This is a genomic window from Corallococcus sp. CA041A, from assembly GCF_003612075.1.
Classification (GTDB): Bacteria; Myxococcota; Myxococcia; order Myxococcales; family Myxococcaceae; genus Corallococcus; species Corallococcus exiguus.
The window spans coordinates 17,333-40,168 of record NZ_RAWF01000058.1 but is presented as its reverse complement, the minus strand read 5'-3'; the positions used below and the strand labels follow the sequence as shown (position 1 = coordinate 40,168).

Below are 22,836 nucleotides of genomic sequence, written 5' to 3'. Positions count from 1 at the left end.
ACCCCACGTCGTCCCCCGCCACCTGACAGGAAAAAGTCCCCGTGCGATTCCTCCTGCTCTCCCTCCTGTGCCTGGTGCCCGGCCTCGCGCGCGCCCAGGCCGAGGAACTCGAGAACCCCGGCACCGTCTCCGCGGTGCAGGACCGGCTCTACCGCATGCACCACGAGCTCTCGCTCGGCGTGGGCGTGCTGCCCGCGGATGCCTTCTACAAGGGGCTCATCGGCACCGTCGGCTACACGTACCACTTCAGCGACAGCGTCGCGTGGCAGGTGGGCCGCGGCACGTACAGCTACAACGTGCAGACCAGCCTGCGCCGCCAGTTGGAGCGTGACTTCGACGCCGCCCCCACCGCCACCGCCTTCGAGGACCAGGTGCAGTGGATGGTGGGCTCCGACCTCATGTGGAGCCCGCTGTACGGCAAGACGTCCTTCCTCAACTCCAACGTCATCCACTTCGAGGTCTTCCTCCTGGCGGGCGGCACGGTGGTGAAGGTGGACCGCAGCGACGGCTTCCGTCCCGCCGTCAACCTGGGCCTGGGCGTGCGCATGTTCTCCAGCCAGAACGTGTCCTTCCGCCTGGACGTCACCAACAACACCGTCTTCGCGGGCGCGTCGCGCATCATCAACGTGCCCACCGTGCAGATTGGGACGGCCTTCAACTTCGGCGCCACGGAATGACGTCCCGCCCGCTCATCGTCGCCGCGCTCGCCAGCGCCGCGCTCCTCGTGTCCCCGACGGTCGCCCGCGCGGCACCGGACGCGGGCACGCTGCCCATGCCACCCCCACCGGCCGCCAGCGCGAAGGCCCCAGCCGCCGCCACGGACGCGGGCACAACCGGTCCCACGGACGCGGGCACCGCCGCTGGCACGCCCGCTCCCGCCAAGGCCGCCGTCGCGGAGGCGCCTCCGCCCCCGCCGCAGAAGGTGCCGCCAGAGACCTTCGACAACGCGCTCAAGGCCTACTTCGACGGCAAGCCTCGCGACGCCGCGGGCCCGCTGTACGCGTGGCTCCAGGCAACGCCGCGCACGGACGACAACTACGCGTGGGGCCAGTACTTCCTCGCGCGGAGCCTCATCGACCTGGGCCTCACGCACGCGGGCGCGACGTACCTGGCGCGCATCGCGCGTGAGCGCTCCAACCCCAACGTGCTGCCTCGCGCGCTGGACGCGCTGAAGGGGCTGACGGACCGGCCGCACGACGAGGTGATGATCGACGAGCAGGTCTTCGGCGCGCTCGACCTGGGCTTCCTCCCGGACGAGACGGGCGCCTACGCGCACTACCAGCAGGGCCTGGTGGACCTGCGCGTGGGCAACGAGCGCTGGGCGAACACGCACTTCTCCAAGCTGCCGGAGACGAGCGCGGAGGCCAGCCGCGCGAAGTTCGCGCTGCTCGTCACCCGGCTCAAGCAGGTGAAGGATCCGCCGGAGGAGATGGTGAAGGACTTCCTCGGCCTGTCCCAGGACGAGAAGCTCACCCGCGAGGCGCGCAACGAGGCGGCGCTCGCGGTGGCCCGCCTGCGCTACGAGAAGAAGGACTTCCCCGGCGCGCTGGAAGCGTACGGCAAGGTGAAGCTGCCGGAGCTGGACCCCGGCCGCGCCAGCCTCTACCTGGAGGAGGCGTGGACCCGCTACAAGCTGGGCGAGCTGCGTGCGTCGCTGGGCATCCTCACCACGCTGGACGCGCCGTCCTTCCGCGATGAGTTCATGCCGGACAAGTACCTGCTGCGCGCGCTCATCTTCCGCGACCTGTGCCACTACCTGCCCGCCAAGCGCGCGGCGAAGGAGCTGACGCGCCGGTACGCGGACTCGCTGGAGTCCGTTCGCAACCGCGAGGACCTGAGCCAGGACGCCCGCCTGCGCCGCGCCGCCAACGCGCACGGAGGCACCCAGCGCGCCGCGAAGTTCGTGTCGCTGCTGGACCTGGAGGGCGAGCGCCTGGGCCGCTACGCCGGCAGCTTCGGCGACCGGCTCTTCGGACACCTGACGCGCGTCTATGACCTGTCCCACGCGGAGGCCGTGCGCGTGTACGACGCGCGGCTGCAGGACGCCGTGCGCCAGGAAGCGGACACGCTGCTGCGCGCCGCCGAACAGGTGCGCCTCATGGAGTACGAGGTCGGCCTCAAGCTGTACGAGCGCGTGAAGAAGGGCGCGCAGGTGGTGGCGGCGCAGGAGGAAGAGCTGCTGTCGCCCGCGCAGGTCGCCTTCAAGTTCGACAACGAATACTGGAACGACGAGCTCAAGTCCTACCGGGTCCGCATCGAGAGCCGTTGCATCGAGGAAACCCCATGACCGGCCCGTTCACCGGACTCATCACCGCCGCGCTGCTCGCGGCCGCGGCCCCCGGCCCTGGCCGTGTTGGGCCCAACACCAACCCCATCGTGTCCAAGGCGAAGGAGCGCGAGGAGCTCGTCGCCAAGCTGAAGCGCGACATCTTCAAGGTGGACCGCGCCATCGGCGAGACCGAGAAGCTCATCTCCAAGAGCCGCAACGCCCCCTACCTGCCGGACCTGCAGTTCCGGCTGGCGGAGCTCTACGTCGAGAAGAGCCGCTACGTTTACTACCTCCAGGCGGAGACCCGGCCGGAGGGCGCTACCGGCGCCATCGTCTCTCCGGAGACGCGCCTGATGAAGCAGAAGGCGGTGCAGATGTACTACCGCCTGCTGCGCGAGTACCCGGACTTCAAGGACGGGGACCAGGTGACGTTCTACCTGGCGCACGAGCAGCGCGAACTGGGCCAGTTCGACGAGATGCTCAAGACGCTGGGGGACCTGACGCGCAAGTTCCCCAACAGCCCGCTGCGCCTGGAAGCCGAGCAGATTCTCGGTGACCACTTCTTCGACAAGGCGGAGCTCGTCGAGGCGGAGAAGCACTACCAGGCCATCCTGGAGCTGCCGCCGTCGCCGGTGCACGACCTGGCCCGCTACAAGATGGGCTGGATCCGCGTGAACCAGGCCAAGCACGCGGAGGCCGTCACGTTCTTCGAGGCGGCGGCCGCCAGCGCGCCCCTGCCCGGCGTGGACGTGAAGAAGGCGCTCAACGTCAAGCGCGAGGCGCTGCTGGACCTGGTCTACAGCTACACGGAGGCCAAGCCCCCCAAGGGCGCGCTCAACTACTTCGAGAAGCTCAGCGAAGGCCGCGCCACGTACGCGCTCGCGCTGGACAAGCTGGGCAACCGCTACTTCATCAAGCAGCAGTACGAGTGGGCCATCCCCACGCTGCGCAAGCTGATGGAAGTGCAGCCCGACCCTGAGATGGACCTGGAGCGGAGCCAGAAGCTGTACGACTCGCTCAAGGCCGCCAAGGGCAAGGTGATGCCGGAGCCGGAGGACATCCGCTTCCTCGTGCGCGCCGCGGTGCAGAGCAAGACAGACCCGGAGATGTCGGAGTCCGACCGCAAGAAGCAGCTCGCGGAGACGGAGGAGATGGCGCGCGACCTGTCCACGCAGGTGCACCTGGCCGCGCAGAAGGCGGACTCGCGGGACCTGTACCTGAAGGCCGCGGCCGCCTACCGCGAGTACCTGGGGCTGTTCCGGCCGGACCAGTACGTGCGGCCCATCATGAAGAACCGCGCGGACGCGCTCTTCGCCGCCAAGGAGTTCCCGGAGGCCGCGCGCCAGTTCGAGGAGCTGGCCCGCTACGAGGACAAGGCCAAGGACGGCAAGGCCGTGGACACCGCCATGTACGGCGCGCTCCTGGCCCACTTCTCCACGCTCAAGCCGGAGGAGGCGCAGAAGCGCAACGCCTTCGAAGTGGCGGACGCTCGGCAGGCCCTGAAGCTCCTGGGCGCGAACTACGTGTCGCGCTACCCGCAGAGCCCGCACGTGCTGGACGTGAAGTTCAACATCGCGCGCGCCTACTACGAGGACGGCGATTACCCGAAGGCGGCGGAGCTGTTCACCGCGTTCGCGCTGGCGCACCCGCAGTACAAGGACGCGCCGGTGGCGGGCAACCTGGCCCTGGACAGCCTGCGGCAGGTGAACGACTTCAAGAAGCTGGACGAGACGGGCCGCAAGTTCCTCGCGTCCTCGCTGCCGTCCAACTTCCGCGGTGAAGTGCAGAAGATCCTCACGCAGAGCAAGGCCGAGGCCCTGGACGAGCTGGCCCTGCAGAGCGCGCAGGAGACGGGCGACGTCATCGAAGGCCTGATGAAGGTCGCGGACGAGAACAAGAACAGCGACATCGGCGAGAAGGCGCTCTACGGCGCGTTCACCGCCGCGCGCGAGAAGCGCGACCTGCCGCGCGAGCGCGAGCTGGGCGCGAAGCTGGTGCAGTCCTACCCGAAGAGCCAGTACCTGTCGGACGTGCTGCTGACGCTGGGCCGGCACGCGGCGGAGGCGGCGGCCTTCAACGAGGCGGCCGGCTGGTTCGAACAGGTGGGCCAGAAGCTGACGGGCGACCTGGCGTCGGTGGACGGCTGGATGGCCGGTGCCCGCCTGCGCATCGCGCTGGGTGAGTACAAGGAAGCGTCCCGCAACCTGGAGACGGCGTCGGAGGCCGCGGGCGCGCGCAAGGGCGAGGTGCTGTCGCTGCTCGCCGAGACGCGCCTGAAGCAGAAGGACTACTCGCGCGCGAAGACGGCGGCGGAGACGGCGCTCAAGCTGGACAAGAACAACGTGGCCGCCGCGGCGGTGCTCGCGGAGGTGCAGGCCACCACCGCGCCCACCGCTCCGCCGGACGCGCTCATCTCCACCCTCACCGCCGCGGTGCAGGGCCCCAACGGCCAGACGGAGGAAGCGGCCAAGGGACTCTGGTACCTGGGTGAGATTCTGTACCGCGGCTACAAGGACCTGCCCGCGGACAAGGTGGAGGAGAAGGTCGCCGCGCTCCAGGCCATGGAGGGCGTGTACACGCAGGCCGCGTCGCTCGGGTATCCGGAGTGGGCGGTGGCGTCGCTGTGGAAGATTGCCCTGGCGTACGGCCACATCGCGGACGTGGTGGACCAGACGCCGGTGCCCGGCGGGCTGTCCGCCGCGGAGACGAAGCAGTTCCAGGACGCGGTGAAGCAGCAGGTGGGGCCGCTCAAGGCCCGCTCGGACGAAGCCTTCAAGGCGTGTCTGTCCCGCGCGGAGTCGCTGGAGGTCTTCAACGCGGCGGTGGTGGGTTGCCGCAGCCGCACGGACGTGGCCGCGCTGCCGGTGCCGCAGCCGGCCGCGCCCACGCAGCCCGCGGCGCTGGAGGACCTGCGCAAGAAGGCGGAGAAGGTGCTCACCGCGGAGGCGCTGGAGGCCCTGGGCATGGGCTACCTGGACGCGCACCAGTACGGCATGGCGCAGCTGACCTTCGGGCGCGTGACGGAGCTGCAGGACACGCGCGCGTCCGCGCACGCGGCGCTGGGCTGGGCCATGCTCAACCTGGGGGATGCCATGGGCGCCCGCGAGGCGTACGCCAAGGCGCTGGAGGCGGACCCCACCTACGACAAGGCCCGCCTCAACCTGGCCGCGCTGCGCTGCCGCTTCGGCGACACGGACGGCGCGCGCCGCGAGCTGGCCGTGCTCAAGGACATGGGCACGCTCAACGGTCCGGACGTGGACGCGGGATGGAAGGCATGCAAGTGAGCGCGCCCTTCCGCCGCATCGCCCCGGTGCTGTTCGCGCTCGTCGCCACCGCGTGTGGTGACGAGGGCGGCAAGCTGGAGGGCAGCGTGACGGAGCTCATCGACCTGCGCTACCAGCGCACGGAGGCGGCCCTGGCGGAGGGGACGCTGGCGGTGAGCTTCGTCAACACGCAGGGCAGCGGGCAGGACGTGGTGTTGAAGGTGAGCGCGCGGGTGGCGGACATGCTGCCGGACAACGAGTACGCGGGCTCGCTGGACATCGACCTGGCACAGGCGCTGGACGACGGCTCGCAGCGGGGCAGCGTGGACCGCAGCGTGCTGGACGAACCGGTGCGTCCGTTTCCGCCGCTCGTGCGCGGCAACCTCTTCGTGAAGTCCCTTCCGAAAAACACCGGGGACCGGGTGTCGGGCGAGTTCAGCGTCACGTTCACCAACGGCACCGACGTCTACTCCGGCCGGACCATCTTCAGCCGTTTCGAGGCCATCGCTCCATGAAGCGCCACCTGCTCCTCAGCCTGTCCCTCCTGACCGCCGCCTGCGGCCCGAGCTACGGCATGCGCGTGCCGGACGCGCTGGTGAAGAAGCTGCCGTACGAGACGCGCATCGAGCTGCTGGAGGCGGAGAACGACCTGGCGCTGGCCATCGACCGGGTGGACGAGGCGGACAACGAAGTCAACCGCGCGCGAGACAACATCCGCCGGGCCAAGTCCCGCCAGGAGGCCGCCGAGGACGAGGAGGACCGCGCGCAGGACGCGTCCTCCCGCGAGGTGGCGCAGCTGGCCATCGCGGAGTCGGAAGCCCGCGTGGAGTACCTGCGCGCGCACCAGCGCCTCAACGTGGGGCTGCGCGAGGTGGAGAAGCTGTCCCTGCGCTGCGCGTTCGCCCGCTTCGAGCTGGCGCGGCTGACGTCGGCGCGCAAGGCGAAGGTGCAGGGCAGTGAGCGTCTGGAGCCGAAGGACTTCGAGCAGCAGGTGTCCGAGTGCGAGGCCGCCGTGAAGGAAGAGCGCGCGAACCTCGGGGGGGACACGAAGGAAGCGCAGACGGCGAAGGAGGCGTGGGAGGCGAAGAAGGCCGCCCTGGCCAAGAAGACCTTCGACGCGCGCGCCAGCCCGTACGTGGAGAACCTGTGATGACGAAAGCCGGAGTCCTCCTCCTCCAGTTGTTGACGGCCCAGGCTCCCGCCCCGGAGGCACCTCCGCCGGAGAAGCCCGCCGCGCGCGCGGACAAGCTCCCGGACGACCCGGACGCGCTCTACAAGCTGGGCACGGCCTTCCTGTCGCAGAACCAGGCGCGCCGCGCGGTGGCGCCGCTGACGAAGCTGGTGGGGCTCACGCCGGACGGCGTGCCCGCGAAGGTCGCGCTGGCGCGGGCGCTGCGGCTGTCCGGTGACGTGCCCAAGGCCAAGGCGGTGCTGGACGCGGCGCTCGCGGCCTTCCCGGAGGAGGCCACGCTGCGCTCGGAGCGCGGCCTGCTGGCGCGCATCCAGGACGACACGGACGAGGCGATTACCCAGTACTCCGTGGCGACGGAGCTGGCGCCCAAGGACGCGGAGCTGCGCTTCAATCTGGGCGAGGTGCTCCAGCGCGCCAACCGCACGGATGACGCCATCGAGGCGTACCGCGAGGCGCTGAAGCTGGACGGCGCGCTCCAGGTGGCTCGGGTGAACCTGGGCAAGGCGCTGGCGGAGAAGGGGCTGGCCGCGGAGGCGAAGGAGACGCTGCGCGAGGCCATCCGCCAGAAGGACAGCGACGCGGAGGCCCACTACAACCTGGGCGTCGTGCTGATGCGGGAGAACGACGTCACGGGCGCGTTCTCCGAGTACCAGGCGGCGCTGAAGGCGGATCCGAAGCACGCGCGCGCGCAGAACAACCTGGGCGTGGTGCTGGACGGCCAGGGCAACGCGCGCAAGGCGGCGGAGGCGTTCCAGAAGGCCATCACGTTGGATCCGAAGTACGCGGAGGCGCACTTCAACCTGGGGCTCGCGTGCTTCCAGTTGGGGGAGAACGCCCGGGCGACGAAGGCCTTCGAGAAGGCGCTGCTGCTGGAGCCCCGCCGCGCGAGCGGCCCGTACACGCAGCTGGGCCAGCTGTACCTGGCGCAGGGCAAGAAGACGCAGGCGGTGGCCGCGTTCCAGAAGGCCATCGAGAAGAGCGCCGACGACGGCAAGAAGACGACGGAGTCCTACCAGGGCCTGGCGCGCGCGTACCTGGAGCTGGGCAAGGTGGACGACGCGGTGGCCACGCTGAAGACGGCGGTGGAGACCTTCCCGGACGAGCCCGGCGTGCGCGCGGGCTACGGCGACGCGCTCAAGGCCAAGGGCGACCTGGAGGGCGCCATCGCGCAGTACTCGGCCTGCGTGAAGCTCCAGCCCACGGTGGAGAACCGGCTGATGCTGGCGGAGGCGTACGCGAAGAAGCACGTGGGCGCCCAGGCGCGGCCCCTCTACGAGGCCGTGCTCCAGGAGGATCCGAAGCACCGCGCGGCGAAGCTGGGCCTGGCGGACCTGCTGCTCGCGATGGGCGACTACGCGGCGGCGGAGAAGCTGCTCACGCCCGCGCCAGGCGAAGAGGCGGAGACGGCGGCGCTGGCGCGGCTGGGCATCCTGCACTCGCGGCGCGGCCGGCCGGACCTGGCGGTGCCGGAGCTGGAGGCGGTGGTGGCGAAGGACCCCGCGCAGTTGGAGGCCCGCGCGGAGCTGGGCTTCCTGTACCTGCGCGGCGGCGACGAAACCAAGGCGCTCCAGGTGCTGAGCGACGTGCTGGCGGTGGAGCCGCGCAACTCGCTGGGCCTGCTGTACCTGGGGCACACGCTGTACCGGCAGGGCAAGTTGCCGGAGGCGGAGAAGGCCTTCCGGGGCGCGTCGCAGGTAGACGCGAGCGCGGGCGAGCCGCACTTCGCGCTCGCGCAGCTGCTGGAGGCCACCAACCGCAAGCCCGAGGCGAAGAAGGAGTACGAGGCCGCGGTGCAGTTGCAGCCGGACCACGCGGACGCGAAGACCGCGCTGCGGAAGCTGGCCGTGGACGTGCCGTAGTCGCGGCGGGAGCGCACCGCACGAACCTGTCCGACAGTCGGACAGGTTGGGGCCCGCGCTCTGGGAAGTGGGGCTACTCCCGGGCTCGCATGAGGCTGTCCGGTAGCGGAGGCCCCATGGGCGCGGGCCGCGGAGACTCCGTGAGCGTCCGGCCGAAGTGGTAGCGCGCCTCCGCGTGGACGCCGAAGGACTCGCCTCCGGCGCTCGCCAGCAGCACGAGGTCGTCATCGGGACGCCCATCCGCGGGCAGGCCCAGGGTCCAGGGCACTTCCCGCGTCTCCCCGTCCAGGACGATGGGCGACCTGGGGCCTTCCCGGAGAACCGTTCGCGGCGGCACGAGCAGGGAGACCTCCACGGGCGCGGTGAAGCCCGGGCTCCGGTCCAGCCGCGCGACGAGCCGCACCGTGTCCGCGCTGGCATCCACCACCCGCCAGGAGACGTGCAGCGGCGCCGGGATGCGCGCCGTGGCGGGGAGCACCGTGAGCCGTGACGCGGGGCTGTCCGTGGCCGTGGCGTCGTCCTCCGGGCCTCGCATGAGCACCGTGGACGAAGGGGTTGTCGCCGCATCCCTGACGTGTGGCTTCGCCGGGACAGGCCGCGAGCCCTGACGCACGCGCGACTTCACGTCCCACGTATCCCTTCCGTACGCGGGGAGCGCCACCGACCGCGCGGACGCGAGGAGCGTTGGAGAGGACGCGTGGACGGGCTTCTCCTGCGCCTGAGGAGGTGACTCGGAAGGCCTTGGTGGCTTCTTGCGCCGCACCCGGTCCACGCCGGACGCCATGCCCGCGGAAAGTGCTCCAACGAGCGCCAATGCCAGCACGGCCCCCGCCACGCGTTTGCGCATCAAGGGACGCAGGAGGTTCAGGGTCGTGGACCGTCGGCTTCGCGGCATCGGACGAGGGAGCTTCATGGACACAGGGGCTCGTGGCTCGGATACGGGAAGGCGGTGGCGGGTTCGGTGGCGGCGTCGACACGGGTGCTCGGGAAGCCCTGGCACATCAGCGCGTCCAGGAAGTCCGCGAGACACGGTGAGGACCTGCCCGTGTCCACGACGTCCGTGAGCGCGCCCTTCTCATCCCGCGTCCAGGTGTGTCGCGTGTAGCCGCGCGCCCAGGGCGCTCGGTTCATCGAGGGCGCGGCGAGCGCGTCGTAGAGGGGCTGACTCGACGGTGTACCGGCGGCCGTGCGGTAGAGGATGGCGGCCACCTCGTTCTCGTCCACGGGCTGGAGCAGGCCATCTTCGGCGCGGGGCCGCGTCCACGGGCTCACCGAGGAGGCTCGCGCGGACAGGTCCACCCAGAACAGCGTCCCGCCCTGCCGGTCGAAGTAGCGGGGACTGCGGCGCGCGTCCGCGCTGAACCACGTGGCCCAGCCCTCGCTCCATGCCTGTCCCGGGAAGGTGGGCACGCCCACGTAGTGCGACCCGCCCTCCTCCGGACTGGTGCCCCGGCTGGCCATCACCCAGTGCCCCAGCTCGTGCATCACCATCGCGTCCGACCACCACGCCGCATCCGAGTCCCCCGGCAGCCACACCTGCGCGTCCCAGCTTCGGCCCACCGCCGTCACCGGCCACGGCGCGAAGCACGCACCGCAGGACCAGGTCGTCCCGAAGCCCAGCCACGCCACCACGGGCAGGCCGTCGCGTCCGCCGTAGCGCTCGCGCATCTGGCGCCAGGCCGTGCCCAGCACGTCGAACACCGCCGCCGCGCCGGAGCCTTCAGACTCGGCGAGGGTGAACGCAGGTTGTTCGGACAGCTCGCGCGTCGTGCGCGACCAACTCCAGATGCGGGCCGCGTCCCCCGGCACCGCCTTCACCGACTGCGCGCCCGGCAGCCCGGGGTCCGCCACCGCGTAGGCCACCGCGCCGTCCCGTCCACGGCCAGCGGCGTACACGACCACGCGGTCGTCATCGCCCAAGGAGGACGACACCTTCAGCGTGAAGCGGCCGGCGTCATCCGTCACCTGCGAGTCGAGCACCTTCGTGCCCTGGAACGACACGATGAGGAACCCGCGAGCAGGCACCGGCTCCACGTCCAGCGTCCACGCGCGGAACTCCGCATCCGGGAAGCGGCGCGCGTAGAGCACCGTGCCGCTCAACGTGGGCCCGGGTCTGCCGCAGAAGCCCCGACCGGGCGTGGCTTCGCAGGCCACGTCACAGGCCCGCGTGGACCACCGGCCATTCGTGCACACCTGCAACGCCCGGGACTCCGTGCACCGCGAGACGCCGTCGACACATGCCGTACCTGAAACGCAGGCGACCTCCGGCGATTCGACGCAGGTCGTGTCCTCCGCGCAGTCCTCCCGGTGCACTGCGCCATCGACGCAGCGCTCCAGCACGCGAGGCCCCAGGCACCGTGACGGCGCGGGGAGCTGATCACACGCGAGCGCGGGCCGGACGGCCTCTTCAGGCAGGGACGTGACACAGGCCGCGCAGGCCGCGCCCTCGCAGTCCGCGGCACAGGGCGTCAGCTCCGCCCCCGGGTCGCAACCCGCGAGCGCCAGCGCCACGAGCGCCCAGCACCACACCCAGACCCCGCGTCCCACCAGGAGGAAACCTCGTTCGAGCCAGCGCCCCACACCGGGGCCGGATGCGAGCGTGAGGACAGCACGCACGACTCAACGTCAGGCAGAGCCAGGAGGACGACGGCCCCCCTGCCCGCTCGCCCTACCCGCCGCGCCACGCACAAAGCTGTTCGACTGTCGGACAGGTCCGGCCGACGAAACAACGAATCATACAAGGTGCATGTCCATGAATGAGGCGTCCAGCCGTCGCCGCTTCTTGTCCACGGCCGCATTGCTGGGCGTTGGAGCCACGGCAAGCCACGCTGTTGCCGCGGCCCCCAAGGCGGCGCCCAAGTCCAAGCCCGCGGAGGTGAACGCCACCGAGGACCTGATGCGCGAGCACGGCATCATCCGTCGCACGCTCCTGGTCTATGAGGAGATCGCTCGCCGCCTCGACCTTCGTGAAGAGAAGGCTCCCGTGGAGGTGCTCGCCCAGGCCACTCGCCTCATGCGCCGCTTTGGCGAGGCCTACCACGAGAAAACGGAGGAAACAGAGGTGTTCCCCCGGCTGGTGAAGGCAGGCCAGCAGAAGGAGCTCGTTCAGGTGCTGCTCGAGCAACACGCCGCAGGGCGCAAGCTCACCGAGTCCATCCTCGCCGCGACCTCAGGCCGCGACGCCCTCACGCAACCCCAGCCAAGAGCCGCGGCTGCGCGGAAGCTCAACCTGTTCATCCGCATGTACGGGCCGCACGCCGCGCGCGAGGACACGAACCTGTTCCCCGCCTTCCGCAACCTCTTCGACGAGAAGCAATTCAACGAACTCGGCGAGCGCTTTGAAGCGCAGGAACACCGGCTGCTGGGGAGCGATGGTTTCGAGAACGCGCTCAAGGAGGTGGCTCAGTTGGAGCGCGCGCTTGGGATCCACGACCTCGCCCGGTTCACGCCCTCGGAGAGGTAGGGGCCGTGCGCTCAAGGAACGCGGCCAACAGCGCCTTCCGCTCCTCTTCATTCAGCACCCCATCCAGCGCGGGGAACAAATACGTCTCCTCGCGCAACGAGTGGTGGTGCTCCAGATGCTTGAACGTGCTCTCCATGTCGAACACGCGCAAGACCGCGCGGCGGTAGTCCGGAGCGCTCGCGTCCAGCGCGTCCACGGCCTCCTGACACTTCGCCAGCAGCTCCCGCATGCGCTGGTGCTCGCCGGTGAAGAGTTCTGGCGCGGCGCCTCGGATCCTTCCGGCGCGCGGCAGCTCCGGCAACAGCAGCGCCTCCTCCGCCTCCAGGTGCCGCGTCAGCTCCTCGCGGTAGCGCGACAGCCGTTCACGTGCGGCGGGCAGGTCCATGCCCATCAGCGCTTCCTGGTGCAGGAGGAACAGCTCCTCTAGGTCGCGGTGGAGCGCTCCCAGGCTGACGAAGTCGGTGGGCGCGGCCATCAACGCCCTTCAGTGCACCTTGTCGTCGCGCACGTGGGCCTCGCGAACCACTCGAGGACGCGGCGTCACCATGCGGGCCACTCCGGAGTAGAGCTGATCCTCCGTGTAGACCTTGCGCACGCGGCGATGCGACGCGCGCGGGTGGTAGGCCGGGCCCGGGCGCTCCAGCCACTGCAGCACCCGCACCTCGCCCGAGTGCGCCAGGTCCGCGAGCAGCGCCTCCGGGCACAGCTTCAGGTAGCGGCGCACCAGCGGCCGCAGGCGGCGCCCGAACTCCGTGCCCAGCTTCGCGTGGCGGCGGCCCGCGTGCAGCGTGCCGTCGAAGCGAAGCGAGATGTGGAAGAGCTCGTGCATCAGCGTTTCCAACCGCGACTTCGCGGTGGAGCCCCGGAAGAAGAGCGGGCGCAGCGTGATGCAGTACAGGATGCGGCGGCCCCGGATGCGCACCTCCGGCTTGCGCCGCCCCGCCTTGTCGATGCTCTTGCCCCCCTTGAAGCACAGGGGCTTCACCGTGCCTCGCGACGCCCTGCGGGCCTCGCCCGCCACCACCAGGATGCGGCCCACCTTCACGTGGTTGAACTCGGGCATGCGCGCGGCGATGTCCCGGATGAGGGAGCGCAGGGTCCGGTTGAAGTTGGGACGTCGGGGAGCCACGGTTGGTGGACAGTCTAGCGGAAATCCCCTTGGGACTGGCCCCTGGCCTCCCCAGAATGTCCTTTGTGAATCGCTCGACCTGCCTGATGGCCCTGGTGTCCGCGCTGTTCGCCCTTAACTCCGGGTGTGCTTCCGCCCCCGTCCGCTCCGGGGGCCCCCCTGCCCTGACGGCCCAGGAGACCGCCGTCGTCTCCCAGGGGCTCACCGACGCCTCCGTGCGCTACACCGGACAAATCACCGGCACCGCCAACGGCGTCGTGGAGCGCGCCGACTATGAGCTCGTCGCCGACGGGCAGGTGGTGAAGACGGGCTCCACGAAGCTGGGGGTGCCGTTCGCGCCGGGAGCGCCCGCGGACTTCTCCATCGAGGAGAAATCCGCCTACGTGAAGAGCCCGGAGGACCTGGCCCGCCTGAGCGCCCAGGGCGGCACGGTGCTCATCGCGCTGCGCGGCACGCTGGTGGTGCGCTCCGGCGGCAGCGAGGACTCCCTGCCCTTCGCCGCCAGCCGCGCCGTGCGCGTGCCCAGGCTGCCGGAGGTCATCGTGGAGAGCCTGGACGCGGCCCGCTATTCGCCGGAGGAGGTGCAGATCAACCTGCGGCTGGGCGTGCGCAACCCGAACCCGTTCCCGCTGCGGCTGGACTCGCTGACCTACCAGGTCGCCATCGCGGACAAGCCCCTGGAGGAGGGCACCACCGCGCAGGCGGACTCGGTGGATGCGTCCGCCACGGGCGTGTACCCGGTGGAGGTGGCGGTGACGGCCCAGTCCTGGGGCCCGGGCGTCAAGGCGCTCATCGGGAAGGGCGTCCTGCCCTACAGCGTGAAGGGCGAGCTGAAGGGCCCCATGTTGCAGGTCCCCTACTTCCTCAAGGGTGACGTGAAGCTCAACGTGTCCCGCTAGACTGGCGCGCACGCGTGCCCATCTACCTGCTGAGTGACGACGAGCCGGAGCTGTTCCCCCCACCCGCCAAGGCGGACAAGAGCGGCCTGCTCGCGGTGGGCGGCGACCTGCGCCCGGAGCGGCTGGTGGCCGCGTACTCGCAGGGCATCTTCCCCTGGTACAGCGAGGGCCAGCCCATCCTGTGGCACTCGCCCGACCCGCGCTTCGTGCTGGAGCCGGAGAAGATTCACGTGGGCCGTTCGCTGCGCAAGGTGATGAACCGGGGCACTTACACGGTGCGATACGACACCGCGTTCCCGAAGGTCATCGACGCGTGTTCGCGCGTGCACCGGCCGGGGCAGGACGGCACGTGGATTACCGACGCGATGAAGCAGGCGTACATCCGACTTCACGAGTTGGGGCTGGCGCACTCGGTGGAGGCGTGGGACGGCGAGGTGCTGGTGGGCGGGCTGTACGGCGTATCGCTGGGCGCGGCGTACTTCGGGGAGAGCATGTTCGCGCTGGCGCCGGACGCGTCGAAGGTGGCGTTCGCCACGGCGGTGGAACGACTCAAGGGGTGGGGCTTCCAGCTCATCGACTGTCAGGTGGAGACGGAGCACCTGGAGCGCTTCGGCGCGGAGTCGTGGCCGCGCAAGCGCTTCCTGACGGCGCTAGAGCGGGCGTTGAAGGAGCCCACGCAGCGAGGGGCGTGGACAGAGTAGACTTCACCGGATGGACGTCCACTACACCTGGATTGGCCCTCCTCCGACGGACCGCAACCGCGACATCACCGCGCCGAAGGCGCTGGCGGCACGATGCGCGGGACAGAGCGTCAAAATCTATTTCTGGTGCCTGGACGCGCACGTCGCCACCTACGAGCGGGACTTCGCCGCGCACAAGAACGTCACCGTGCGAGGCATGCAGGCGTTCCTGACGAAGGCGGGCACGAGGGCGTATCGCTGGTACTACTGGTACCAGGAGTCGGACGACTGGGCCGTCGCGGCGATGACGGACATCCTCGACTGGGGCCTGGCGCTGGCGACGCCGCCCTCATACCGGGCCTTCGTGAAGGACGCGTGGTCGCTGTTCCTCATGTACACGTGGGGAGGCTACGTGCTGGACGCGGGTGTGGGGCCGCAAGGCGGAGGCACGTTCGCCCTGCCGGAGCCGCAGGCCTTCATGGCGCCGTCGCTGACGAGGGACGACGCGCTGATGATCCGCCGCTTCCAGCTGTCACGGCTCACCGGCTGGCAGGCGGAGGGCGACGTGACGTTCAACGAAAGCCGCGCGGATGAAGTCTGCGAGGCGATGAACTACGGGGCGGCGGACGACGGCGAAGGAGAGATGTGTCCCCAGTTGGAGGTCTGGATGCTGGGGAGCCCGCGCTACTCCAAGGGTGCCTGGGCCGCGCTCAAGCAGTACTGCGTAGTCTGGAAGGAGATGCAGCAGAACAACACGCTGGTGAGCACGACCGCGCCGCAGGTGTTCCGCTACCTCATCGCCGGCTCCGTCTACAACGGGCTGACGCGCACGCAGAAGGGCGGCGTCCAGGCTCCGCACGGCGCGCTCTGGTACTGCACGGACAACAAGAACGGCACGGTGGATGTGCCGGACCTGAAGCTGCGCAAGACGTACCACGGCTCCAGCGCTCAGTAGCCGGGCTGCAGCTGAAGCTCGTATCGCACTTGGACACCCGACTTCGCGAGGATGACATCCATCAGCCTCGCGGCAGTCACGCGTGCTTCCGCGGCAGAGACAGCATCCACGCGGAAATACACCTCCTCGACCCCGCCATTCTGCGGGCCGACACAACCGCTATCGAGCACGACCTCGTCAAGCGCTTCAAAGACAGACTGCCGCTCCGCAGCGATCAGTGGGCGCGACAAGTCGGCGTAGACGGACCAATTCATCCACGGGCCTCCCCCAGCGGGATCTCCGGGAAGGCTCCGCTCCACACCTCGCGGATTGCTTCCACCACCTGGGGCCCGTTCCCGGTGGCGATCTGCTCCCAATAGGGGACGTGCGCGAACACGGCCTCATGGTTCGCGGTTACCTCTGCGTGGAAGTCCATCCCGTTGTACCCGTGGATCCCAATCAGGGTCTTCAGTTGGGTCCGCGCATTCTGCCCACGCAGGGAGAAGGCCTCTGGAATCCTGCCCGTGAAGTGAGGACCAAAGTCCGCGGCGATCACACGAATCCGTCCCTGGATGTGATCGTTGAACGCATCCAAGGCCTCGGCCAGAACCCAGAGTTCCTGGTGCATCCGGGCACCGACCTGCTGGACCTCGAATGAGGCCGCGTGGGCATCCTCCACGTCGAACGCCGTCACGTAGCCGGCGCCTTCGGGGCTCTTGGCGTTCCAGTCCCGGCTGATCTGCCGGGCATATGGCTCGTTGAGCACCGGGTAGAAGATGGGTTGCTCCGGCAGACGCGGTGGAAAACGCCGCATGCCCGACCGGTAGATCAACAACAACTCGGCAAGCCCAACGGGACGATAGAGGCGCATGGCGGACCTCTCCCTTCTGGAGCGCTTCACGCGAAAAGCCCCTGGATGCTGACAGCAGCGTCCAGGGGCTTTGGCTTCACAGCCTGAGCGCGGCTACTTCTTGCACGGAGACAGCGTGCGCTTCGCGTGGATGAGGTCCTCTTCCGTGGGACTCCCGTAGCGCACGGCCTTCGGCGCGGCCTTCAGCTTCTGGTAGTCGTACGCGTAGAGCACGCCCATCTCCCGGCTCAGGATGAAGCGCGGGCCGCTGAAGTCCCAGAGGCCTCCGAAGAGCTGGCCTCCTGGCTTGAGCGGCGTCAGCGCCGTGCTCTCCCGCCCTCGCACGAACAACATGGACAGGTCGTCCGTCGCCCAGTTGCACGGGTTGCTGCCGTTGCGGTGCAGATAGGACACCGTCAGGTCGAACGCGCCTTCGCCCTCTTCGCCCGTCACGCCGAAGTACTCCCACAGCCGCGCGCACTCCGGCGCCGCGCAGTCCTGCGGCGGGATGTGCTCCGCGTAGTCCGGGGGAATGCCGTCTGACTCCTTGCCCGTGTGGCTCCGGTTGGGCCGGCGCAGCACGCACCCCGTGGGCTCGTCCTTCTGCCGGAGCGCGACGGGCGTGCCCGCGAGCCGTCCGGGCGGCAGCACTTCACACTCCATCGCCAGCTCCGCCATCAGGTACGTCTGGCGGTCCTCGTCCGTCCCCATCCGCACCGCCCAGTACGCGATGGGCGTGCCCTTGCACGCCTTCGACTTCTCCTTGCCGAACACCCAGATGGGCGCCTTCGTCGTGTCCAGCGCGCCCAGCTTCTTCGACTGGTCCATGGGCACCGGCTTCACCCCGGAGCGGCTTCGCGCCCCCGCCTGGAAGAACTTGTCCTTCGAGGGCGGGATGATGGCCTGGTGCACCAGCCAGCCCAGCCGGTCGATACCCACCTGCCCCATGGGCGTCATCGGCAGGAACTCCGGCTTCACCGGGCAGCCCCGGTCTATCTCCGGCAGGTCCACCACCACCGCCGAGCCGTCATCCTCATCCACCTGCGCCCACGCGGCCCCCGGCCCCACCGTCAGCGCCAGCACCAACGCGAACCCCGCGCACTTCACTCCGTTCGTCATTCCGTCGGACCTCCACCCACGGTCATACCGCAAGCGGATGCCCTCCGGCGCGCCCTCCGAAGTTCAGCGCGGCTTCTTGGGCGGAGCCTTGCGCTTCACCGGCGGAGGCGGCGCCGGCGGCACCCCGGCATCCCCCGGCACGTCCGACACCGTCGCGTCGAGCGCCTCCTGCTTCGCGGCGTCGTCCGGCTTCGGCGGCACCTCCACCTCCGTGCGGTCCTCCAGCGGCACGCGGCCCACGGCGCGGTTGAACAACTCCCACAGCGCCTTGCGGTGCCCCTCGCGGTCCGTCTTCCCGGACAGCACCAGCCCCGCGCCGCTGTAGCGCACCGTCAGCCCCGGCGGCATGCCCGCCTCGAAGTCCTCCAGCTGCGCCTGGAGCTGCGGCACCGCGAACGTCAGCTCCAGCTCCTTCGCCAGGTACGCGTGCGTCTTGAGGAAGTTGCGCAACGCCAGCCGGCACGCGGTGTCGTTCACCGTCGCCGTGAGGCTGCGCTCCGCGCCTTCCGTGGCCTTCAGGTCCGGGCACGCCTTTCTGGCCGCCGCGAGTTCCGTTCCGGTGTTCTGCAACTCGATGGGGCCCACCATCACCCGCCACACCGCGAAGCGGCCCTCCGCGTACAGCAGCATGCGCGCGATGCCGGCGGCGTGGGGCGTCAGCAGCAGCTCGCCGCTCTGGGGCAGCGCCTCCGCCGTGACGACGTTGGGCGCGTCGGACTCCGCCCAGTCCACCGCGGTGAGCTTCTGGAAGGTCTCCTTGCCGGGCTCCAGCGTCAGCGCCTGGTCCACCGGCCAGGCCAGGGCCGCCGAGGGCGCCACCAGCGCGCCCAGCAGTCCGCCAATGACGTACATCCGACGTCCCCGCATGGTGCCTCCCGCCAGGGTGGTATGCCCCTCTAGCACGGGATAAGAACGGACCCCTATGCCTACCTGGACCCTCTGGGTCGCCTGCCTGGCCCTCTGCTTCATGAGGTCCCTGGTCGCCGCCGCGGAGTCCGCGCTCTATGGGACGTCCGACCTGCGCGCCCAGGAGCTCGCGGAGGAGAGCAAGAGTGTCGCCGCGCGCCGGGTGCTCCGTCACAAGACGGACCGCGAACCCGCCGCCACCGCCCTGCGCCTGGGCATGGTGCTGTCCGGCTTCCTCGCCGCCGCCATTGGCGCCTTCGTCCCGCCGCGCCTGCTGGACTTCAGCCGCTACGCCGAGGCCACCTGGGTGCCCATCGCCACGGTGTGCGCGGGCGCCCTCTTCGTGGGCGTGCTCGCCAGCCTCATGGAGGTGACGCTGCGCGGCCTGGCCAACGGCAACCCGGAGCGCTGGGCCCTGCGCCTGTCGGGCCTGGTGTCCCTGCTGGTGACGGTGCTCTACCCGCCCATGCGCATCATGCTGGGCCTGCTCAACCTGGGCGCCCGCACCATGGGCCGCACCCTGCGCTTCGAGCCGCCGCCCCCGCCCCTGGAGGAGCTGGAGAAGCTGCTCGCCGCCCAGGCCGCGCGCAACGAGGTGGACAAGAGCGCCCCGCAGCTCATCCGCTCCATCTTCGAGCTGTCCGACAAGCGCTGCCGCGACGTGATGGTCAACCGCACGGACGTCATCTCCGTGGACGTCACCACCCCGCCGGATGAAGTGCTGCGCATCCTGGCGGAGGAGAACCACTCGCGCATCCCGGTCTACAAGGACGACGTGGACCACATCGTCGGCGTGCTGCACGCGCGCGACCTCATCCCGCTGCTCCAGCACCCGGAGCTCATCGTCCTGCAGGACGTCATCCGCCCCGCCCACTTCGTGCCGTGGATGAAGCCCGTGGGCGACCTGCTCCGCGACATGCAGAAGCGGAAGATCCACATGGCCATGGTCGTCGACGAGTACGGCGGCTTCATGGGCGTCGTCACGCTGGAGGACATCCTCCGCGAAATCGTGGGCGACATCGGCGACGAGTTCGAGGTGGAGGAGAAGCTCGTCGAGAAGATGGCCGACGGCAGCTCGCTGGTGGACGCCGCCATGGAGGTGGATCAGTTCACCAAGCTCTTCGGCTTCCCGCTGCCAGAGGGCGACTTCGACACGCTGGGCGGCTACCTGTCCTCGCTGGCGGGCCACCTGCCGGACGTGGGCGAGCGCTTCACCTACAACGGCTGGCAGTTCGTCGTGGCCACCAAGGAGGGCGCCCGCATCGACCGCGTGCGGATGTCCCGCCTCAAGAGCGTCGCGCCCGGCCTCCCGGACGGCCAGGGAGGCTCGCCGCGACAGGCCTCCGACTCCAGCTCGGCTCCGGACGCGAAGAGCTGAAAGCTCACTGCGCCGGGCTGGACTCCCCGCCCGGCACCCACGCGAGGTCCAGCGAGCGCGTGTCCCGGAAGGGCGCGCGCCGCTCGGAGCCTCCGAAGCGCAGCACCACGCCGCCCTCCACCCGCACCACGTGCGAGCCCGGCTCCGGACGGCCGCCGCCGCGCGCCACGGCCAGCGGGAAGTAGACCTCCAGGGGGACTTCGCCCTTGCCGTCCAGGGGCACGCCCATCACCTGCTCGCCCGTGGCCACGCGCCGTCCGTCCACGCGCAGGTCGAAGTCCACGCGGGTGAGCGTGGCCGCGTCCGAGGACGGGTTCCCCACCTGGAGCTTCAGCGTGAGCGCCCCGCTGCCGTCGCGCGTGAAGGCCACGTCCATCGCCTCCACCCGCACCGCCTCGTCGTAGGCGCGCGGCCGGAAGGGCACCACGCCCAGGCAGCCGGCCAGGCAGGAGATGCCGGCCAGGCCCAGCCCGAGCACCGCCCGGCGCGAGCGCATCAGCCGCCCAACAGAGGCTGCAGCGCCTCCACCGTCAGGGGCCAGCTCGCGCGGCGCGCCAGGACCTCCAGCGCCTTGATGAACTCCCCCGCGGACTGGAAGCGGCGGGCCCGGTCCGCGAACAACGCCTTGCGCGCCACCCGCGCCGCGTAGTCCGGCAGGTCCGGAGACAGCGTGGACAAGAGCGGCACGCGCGCGTCGCGCACCTGGTGCATCAACTGCGCCTCGTTGTCGCCGGTGAAGAGGCGGCGGCCGGCCCACAGCTCCCAGAGGATGACTCCCACGGCGTACAGGTCCGTGCGGGCGTCCACCGCCTGCCCCAGCACCTGCTCCGGGCTCATGTACGGCAGCGTGCCGCGCAGCGCGCCGGAGTCGCCGCGGATCATCCCCTCGACCTCCGCCACGCCGAAGTCGGTGAGCTTCACGTCGCCCTGGACGCCCAGGAGCACGTTGGCGGGGTTCACGTCGCGGTGGACGATGGTGGCGCCGTTCTCCCCCACCTTGGCGCGGTGGATGTAGTCCAGCGCCTTGAGGATGCACCACGCGATGTAGCAGGCGGACTCCGGCGGCATCGCGGCGCCCGCCTTGAGCAGCAGCTCCTGCATGTAGCCCAGCGTCCGGCCACTCACGAGCTCCTGCACCATGAGGTAGTCCGGCCCGGCGCGGAACAGCCGGAACGTCCGCACGATGTGCGCGTTGCGCAGGCGCACCGTCAGCTTCGCCTCGTCGACGAAGGCCTTCACATACGCGGGGTCGTTGCGGAAGGACGGGTGCAGCCGCTTGATGACCACTTCGTCGGGCTCGCCCGGGGAGCGCTGGGTCGTCTCACGGGGACGCGCCTGATACACCTCGGCCATGCCTCCGACCGCAAGCCGGCCGACCACTTCATAGCCACCCAGGTCCGGAGCTTCCGCCACGGGGCCAAGATTAACGCGGATCCGGGAGCGGCCCCACTATTCCGCCACCAGGGAGCTGAAGAGGGCCTCGTACTTCCGGGCGGACGCGGTCCAGGAGAAGTCCTTCCCCATGCCCCGCACCTGGAAGTCCCCCAGCCGTGCGGGGTCCGCGTACAGGGAGAGCGCCCGGCGGATGGCGGCCAGGAGCGCCGAGCGGTGGAAGGACTCGAAGAGGATGCCGTTGCCGTCCAGCCCCCCCTCCACCGTGTCCACCAGCCCGCCCGTGGCCCGGACGATGGGCACCGTGCCGTAGCGCAGTGAATACATCTGGTTCAGGCCGCACGGCTCGTAGCGGCTGGGCATGAGGAAGAAGTCCGACCCGGCCTCCACCAGATGTGACAATGCCGGGTCGAACCCGATGTGCACGCCCACCTGCTTCGGGTGGCGGGCCTGCAGCGCCCTCAGGCCCGCCTCCAGGGTCGGGTCGCCGTTGCCCACCGCCACGAACTTCAGGTCCCCCTGGAGCGCCGCGGGCAGCGTCTCCAGCAGCAGGTCCACGCCCTTCTGCCACGCCAGCCGGCTGACGATGCCGAACACCGGCGCGTTGCCTTCCGTGGGCAGGCCGAAGCGCTCCAGCAGGGCGCGCTTGCACACCGCCTTGCCCGTCATGTCCTCCGGGCCGTAGCGCGCGGGCAGGAAGAAGTCCGTCTGGGGGTTCCACTCGTGCGCGTCGATGCCGTTGATGATGCCGGTGAGCGCGTGCGAGCGGCGGCGCAGCAGGCCATCCAGCCCGTAGCCCTGCTCCGGCGTCTGGATTTCGCGCGCGTAGGTGGGCGACACGGTGGTGAGCGCTTCGGAGTAGACGAGCCCCGCCTTGAGGAAGTTGACGTGGTCGTAGAACTCCACGCCCTCCGGCGTGAAGAGGTCCCACGGCAGCCCCAGGTCCTCCATGGTCCGCTTGGGGAACTGCCCCTGGTAGGCCAGGTTGTGGATGGTGAAGACGCACTTCGCCTTCGCGAGCGGCGTGCCCTGGAAGCCGCGGCGCAGGGCCACGGGGACCAGGCCCGTCTGCCAGTCGTGCAGGTGGATGATGTCCGGGAAGAAGCGCAGGCGCTGCGCGGCCTGGAGCGCGCCCACGCACAGGTAGGCGAAGCGGCGGGGGTTGTCCGCGAACTCACTGCCCGCGTCGCCGTAGAGGCCCTTGCGGCCGCCGTAGAAGGCCTCGTTCTCCAGGAAGAGGACCTCCAGGCGTTCGGAGAGGCGCGCGGACAGGATGGGGCCGCCTGATTCACCGAAGGGGAAGCGCAGCACCAGGGACTGGCCGGTGGGCAGCAAGTGTCCGGTGTTGCGCACGTCCTGGTAGCGGGGCGTGACGATCTTCACGTCGTGCCCCAGCCCGGCGAGCGCCGTGGGCAGGGCCCCGGCCACGTCGCCCAGTCCCCCCGTCTTCGAGAAGGGGGTGACCTCCGAGGCGATGAAGAGGATCTTCATGAGTCCCGCCAT

General features: G+C 70.1%; 22 protein-coding genes. 11 read left to right on the top strand and 11 right to left on the bottom strand.

All coding sequences use genetic code 11. The features are described 5' to 3' along the window. Positions 1-41 precede the first annotated feature (41 nt). From D7V77_RS12990 to D7V77_RS45680, 6 genes are read left to right on the top strand one after another with little or no spacing between them, the layout of a single operon-like run. The gene (locus tag D7V77_RS12990; protein ID WP_120576595.1) at positions 42-677 is read left to right on the top strand and encodes an outer membrane beta-barrel domain-containing protein; all 636 of its coding nucleotides are present in this window, start codon (positions 42-44) and stop codon (positions 675-677) included. Further along, positions 674-2,287, top strand: coding sequence for a hypothetical protein (locus D7V77_RS12985; protein WP_120576594.1), 1,614 nt, complete (start codon positions 674-676; stop codon positions 2,285-2,287). Before D7V77_RS12990 ends, D7V77_RS12985 begins: the two co-directional genes overlap by 4 nt. Further along, positions 2,284-5,553 (top strand): tetratricopeptide repeat protein, encoded by a 3,270-nt coding sequence (locus D7V77_RS12980; protein ID WP_120576593.1) that lies wholly within the window; start codon positions 2,284-2,286, stop codon positions 5,551-5,553. Before D7V77_RS12985 ends, D7V77_RS12980 begins: the two co-directional genes overlap by 4 nt. Continuing rightward, on the top strand, positions 5,544-6,047 hold the full coding sequence (locus D7V77_RS12975; protein WP_216672564.1) for a hypothetical protein: 504 nt from the start codon (positions 5,544-5,546) through the stop codon (positions 6,045-6,047). The genes D7V77_RS12980 and D7V77_RS12975 overlap by 10 nt, the downstream gene beginning before the upstream one ends. After that, a complete protein-coding gene (locus D7V77_RS12970; RefSeq protein ID WP_120576591.1) occupies positions 6,044-6,682 on the top strand; it encodes a hypothetical protein in 639 nt (212 codons plus the stop codon). The genes D7V77_RS12975 and D7V77_RS12970 overlap by 4 nt, the downstream gene beginning before the upstream one ends. Further along, the gene (locus tag D7V77_RS45680; RefSeq protein ID WP_120576590.1) at positions 6,682-8,583 is read left to right on the top strand and encodes a tetratricopeptide repeat protein; all 1,902 of its coding nucleotides are present in this window, start codon (positions 6,682-6,684) and stop codon (positions 8,581-8,583) included. The genes D7V77_RS12970 and D7V77_RS45680 overlap by 1 nt, the downstream gene beginning before the upstream one ends. Positions 8,584-8,656: 73 nt before the next feature. Here the strand turns inward: D7V77_RS45680 and D7V77_RS12960 are convergent, their stop codons facing one another. Together D7V77_RS12960 and D7V77_RS12955 are read right to left on the bottom strand one after the other, a co-directional pair. Beyond that, positions 8,657-9,496, bottom strand: a complete 840-nt coding sequence (locus tag D7V77_RS12960) for a hypothetical protein (protein ID WP_126934066.1) — start codon at positions 9,494-9,496, stop codon at positions 8,657-8,659. After that, positions 9,493-11,199, bottom strand: coding sequence for a hypothetical protein (locus D7V77_RS12955; RefSeq protein WP_233596947.1), 1,707 nt, complete (start codon positions 11,197-11,199; stop codon positions 9,493-9,495). The genes D7V77_RS12960 and D7V77_RS12955 overlap by 4 nt, the downstream gene beginning before the upstream one ends. A gap of 136 nt (positions 11,200-11,335) precedes the next feature. Here D7V77_RS12955 and D7V77_RS12950 point away from each other — a divergent pair, with 136 nt between their 5' ends. Beyond that, positions 11,336-12,046: a hemerythrin domain-containing protein gene (locus tag D7V77_RS12950; protein WP_158624393.1), complete on the top strand. Its 711-nt coding sequence runs from the start codon at positions 11,336-11,338 to the stop codon at positions 12,044-12,046. Here the strand turns inward: D7V77_RS12950 and D7V77_RS12945 are convergent. Then, positions 12,027-12,521 carry a hemerythrin domain-containing protein gene (locus D7V77_RS12945; protein ID WP_120576586.1) on the bottom strand — a complete coding sequence of 165 codons (495 nt, stop codon included), beginning with the start codon at positions 12,519-12,521 and terminating at the stop codon, positions 12,027-12,029. The genes D7V77_RS12950 and D7V77_RS12945 overlap by 20 nt on opposite strands. 9 nt (positions 12,522-12,530) lie before the next feature. Then, the gene (locus D7V77_RS12940) at positions 12,531-13,175 is read right to left on the bottom strand and encodes a hypothetical protein (protein WP_120576585.1); all 645 of its coding nucleotides are present in this window, start codon (positions 13,173-13,175) and stop codon (positions 12,531-12,533) included. Positions 13,176-13,231: 56 nt separating this feature from the next. Between D7V77_RS12940 and D7V77_RS12935 the strand changes: the two genes are divergently transcribed. The 3 genes from D7V77_RS12935 to D7V77_RS12925 are packed head-to-tail and all read left to right on the top strand — an operon-like array spanning position 13,232 to position 15,709. Then, positions 13,232-14,074 carry an LEA type 2 family protein gene (locus tag D7V77_RS12935; RefSeq protein ID WP_169821730.1) on the top strand — a complete coding sequence of 281 codons (843 nt, stop codon included), beginning with the start codon at positions 13,232-13,234 and terminating at the stop codon, positions 14,072-14,074. 14 nt (positions 14,075-14,088) lie between these two features. Then, a complete protein-coding gene (gene aat / locus D7V77_RS12930) occupies positions 14,089-14,775 on the top strand; it encodes a leucyl/phenylalanyl-tRNA--protein transferase (protein WP_120576583.1) in 687 nt (228 codons plus the stop codon). A gap of 10 nt (positions 14,776-14,785) precedes the next feature. Continuing rightward, the gene (locus D7V77_RS12925) at positions 14,786-15,709 is read left to right on the top strand and encodes a hypothetical protein (protein ID WP_120576582.1); all 924 of its coding nucleotides are present in this window, start codon (positions 14,786-14,788) and stop codon (positions 15,707-15,709) included. Here the strand turns inward: D7V77_RS12925 and D7V77_RS12920 are convergent. The 4 genes from D7V77_RS12920 to D7V77_RS12905 all read right to left on the bottom strand — a co-directional run bounded on the left by D7V77_RS12920 (position 15,703) and on the right by D7V77_RS12905 (position 18,524). Next, positions 15,703-15,963 (bottom strand): hypothetical protein, encoded by a 261-nt coding sequence (locus D7V77_RS12920; protein WP_120576581.1) that lies wholly within the window; start codon positions 15,961-15,963, stop codon positions 15,703-15,705. The two genes, D7V77_RS12925 and D7V77_RS12920, sit on opposite strands and share 7 nt — an antisense overlap. After that, positions 15,960-16,559 carry a hypothetical protein gene (locus D7V77_RS12915; protein WP_120576580.1) on the bottom strand — a complete coding sequence of 200 codons (600 nt, stop codon included), beginning with the start codon at positions 16,557-16,559 and terminating at the stop codon, positions 15,960-15,962. Before D7V77_RS12915 ends, D7V77_RS12920 begins: the two co-directional genes overlap by 4 nt. A gap of 93 nt (positions 16,560-16,652) precedes the next feature. Then, complete coding sequence (locus D7V77_RS12910) at positions 16,653-17,657, bottom strand: hypothetical protein (RefSeq protein ID WP_120576579.1); 1,005 nt, start codon at positions 17,655-17,657, stop codon at positions 16,653-16,655. A gap of 63 nt (positions 17,658-17,720) precedes the next feature. Continuing rightward, a complete protein-coding gene (locus D7V77_RS12905; protein WP_120576578.1) occupies positions 17,721-18,524 on the bottom strand; it encodes a hypothetical protein in 804 nt (267 codons plus the stop codon). Positions 18,525-18,579: 55 nt separating this feature from the next. Here D7V77_RS12905 and D7V77_RS12900 point away from each other — a divergent pair, with 55 nt between their 5' ends. After that, positions 18,580-19,941, top strand: coding sequence for a hemolysin family protein (locus tag D7V77_RS12900; protein WP_120576577.1), 1,362 nt, complete (start codon positions 18,580-18,582; stop codon positions 19,939-19,941). Between the two features lie 4 nt (positions 19,942-19,945). Here the strand turns inward: D7V77_RS12900 and D7V77_RS12895 are convergent, their stop codons facing one another. From D7V77_RS12895 to glgA, 3 genes are read right to left on the bottom strand one after another with little or no spacing between them, the layout of a single operon-like run. Continuing rightward, positions 19,946-20,437, bottom strand: a complete 492-nt coding sequence (locus D7V77_RS12895) for a hypothetical protein (protein ID WP_120576576.1) — start codon at positions 20,435-20,437, stop codon at positions 19,946-19,948. Next, positions 20,437-21,354: a serine/threonine-protein kinase gene (locus tag D7V77_RS12890; RefSeq protein WP_120576575.1), complete on the bottom strand. Its 918-nt coding sequence runs from the start codon at positions 21,352-21,354 to the stop codon at positions 20,437-20,439. The genes D7V77_RS12895 and D7V77_RS12890 overlap by 1 nt, the downstream gene beginning before the upstream one ends. A gap of 36 nt (positions 21,355-21,390) precedes the next feature. Further along, on the bottom strand, positions 21,391-22,824 hold the full coding sequence (glgA, locus tag D7V77_RS12885; RefSeq protein ID WP_120576596.1) for a glycogen synthase GlgA: 1,434 nt from the start codon (positions 22,822-22,824) through the stop codon (positions 21,391-21,393). Positions 22,825-22,836 lie beyond the last annotated feature (12 nt).

Coding starts and splice junctions, on each gene's coding strand:
- D7V77_RS12985 (WP_120576594.1), top strand. CDS start 674: ATGACGTCCCGCCCGCTCATCGTCGCCGCGCTCGCCAGCGCCGCGCTC.
- D7V77_RS12980 (WP_120576593.1), top strand. CDS start 2,284: ATGACCGGCCCGTTCACCGGACTCATCACCGCCGCGCTGCTCGCGGCC.
- D7V77_RS12975 (WP_216672564.1), top strand. CDS start 5,544: ATGCAAGTGAGCGCGCCCTTCCGCCGCATCGCCCCGGTGCTGTTCGCG.
- D7V77_RS12970 (WP_120576591.1), top strand. CDS start 6,044: ATGAAGCGCCACCTGCTCCTCAGCCTGTCCCTCCTGACCGCCGCCTGC.
- D7V77_RS45680 (WP_120576590.1), top strand. CDS start 6,682: ATGACGAAAGCCGGAGTCCTCCTCCTCCAGTTGTTGACGGCCCAGGCT.
- D7V77_RS12960 (WP_126934066.1), bottom strand. CDS start 9,496: ATGAAGCTCCCTCGTCCGATGCCGCGAAGCCGACGGTCCACGACCCTG.
- D7V77_RS12950 (WP_158624393.1), top strand. CDS start 11,336: ATGAATGAGGCGTCCAGCCGTCGCCGCTTCTTGTCCACGGCCGCATTG.
- D7V77_RS12945 (WP_120576586.1), bottom strand. CDS start 12,521: ATGGCCGCGCCCACCGACTTCGTCAGCCTGGGAGCGCTCCACCGCGAC.
- D7V77_RS12935 (WP_169821730.1), top strand. CDS start 13,232: ATGTCCTTTGTGAATCGCTCGACCTGCCTGATGGCCCTGGTGTCCGCG.
- D7V77_RS12925 (WP_120576582.1), top strand. CDS start 14,786: ATGGACGTCCACTACACCTGGATTGGCCCTCCTCCGACGGACCGCAAC.
- D7V77_RS12920 (WP_120576581.1), bottom strand. CDS start 15,963: ATGAATTGGTCCGTCTACGCCGACTTGTCGCGCCCACTGATCGCTGCG.
- D7V77_RS12915 (WP_120576580.1), bottom strand. CDS start 16,559: ATGCGCCTCTATCGTCCCGTTGGGCTTGCCGAGTTGTTGTTGATCTAC.
- D7V77_RS12910 (WP_120576579.1), bottom strand. CDS start 17,657: ATGACGAACGGAGTGAAGTGCGCGGGGTTCGCGTTGGTGCTGGCGCTG.
- D7V77_RS12905 (WP_120576578.1), bottom strand. CDS start 18,524: ATGCGGGGACGTCGGATGTACGTCATTGGCGGACTGCTGGGCGCGCTG.
- D7V77_RS12900 (WP_120576577.1), top strand. CDS start 18,580: ATGCCTACCTGGACCCTCTGGGTCGCCTGCCTGGCCCTCTGCTTCATG.
- D7V77_RS12895 (WP_120576576.1), bottom strand. CDS start 20,437: ATGCGCTCGCGCCGGGCGGTGCTCGGGCTGGGCCTGGCCGGCATCTCC.
- glgA (WP_120576596.1), bottom strand. CDS start 22,824: ATGAAGATCCTCTTCATCGCCTCGGAGGTCACCCCCTTCTCGAAGACG.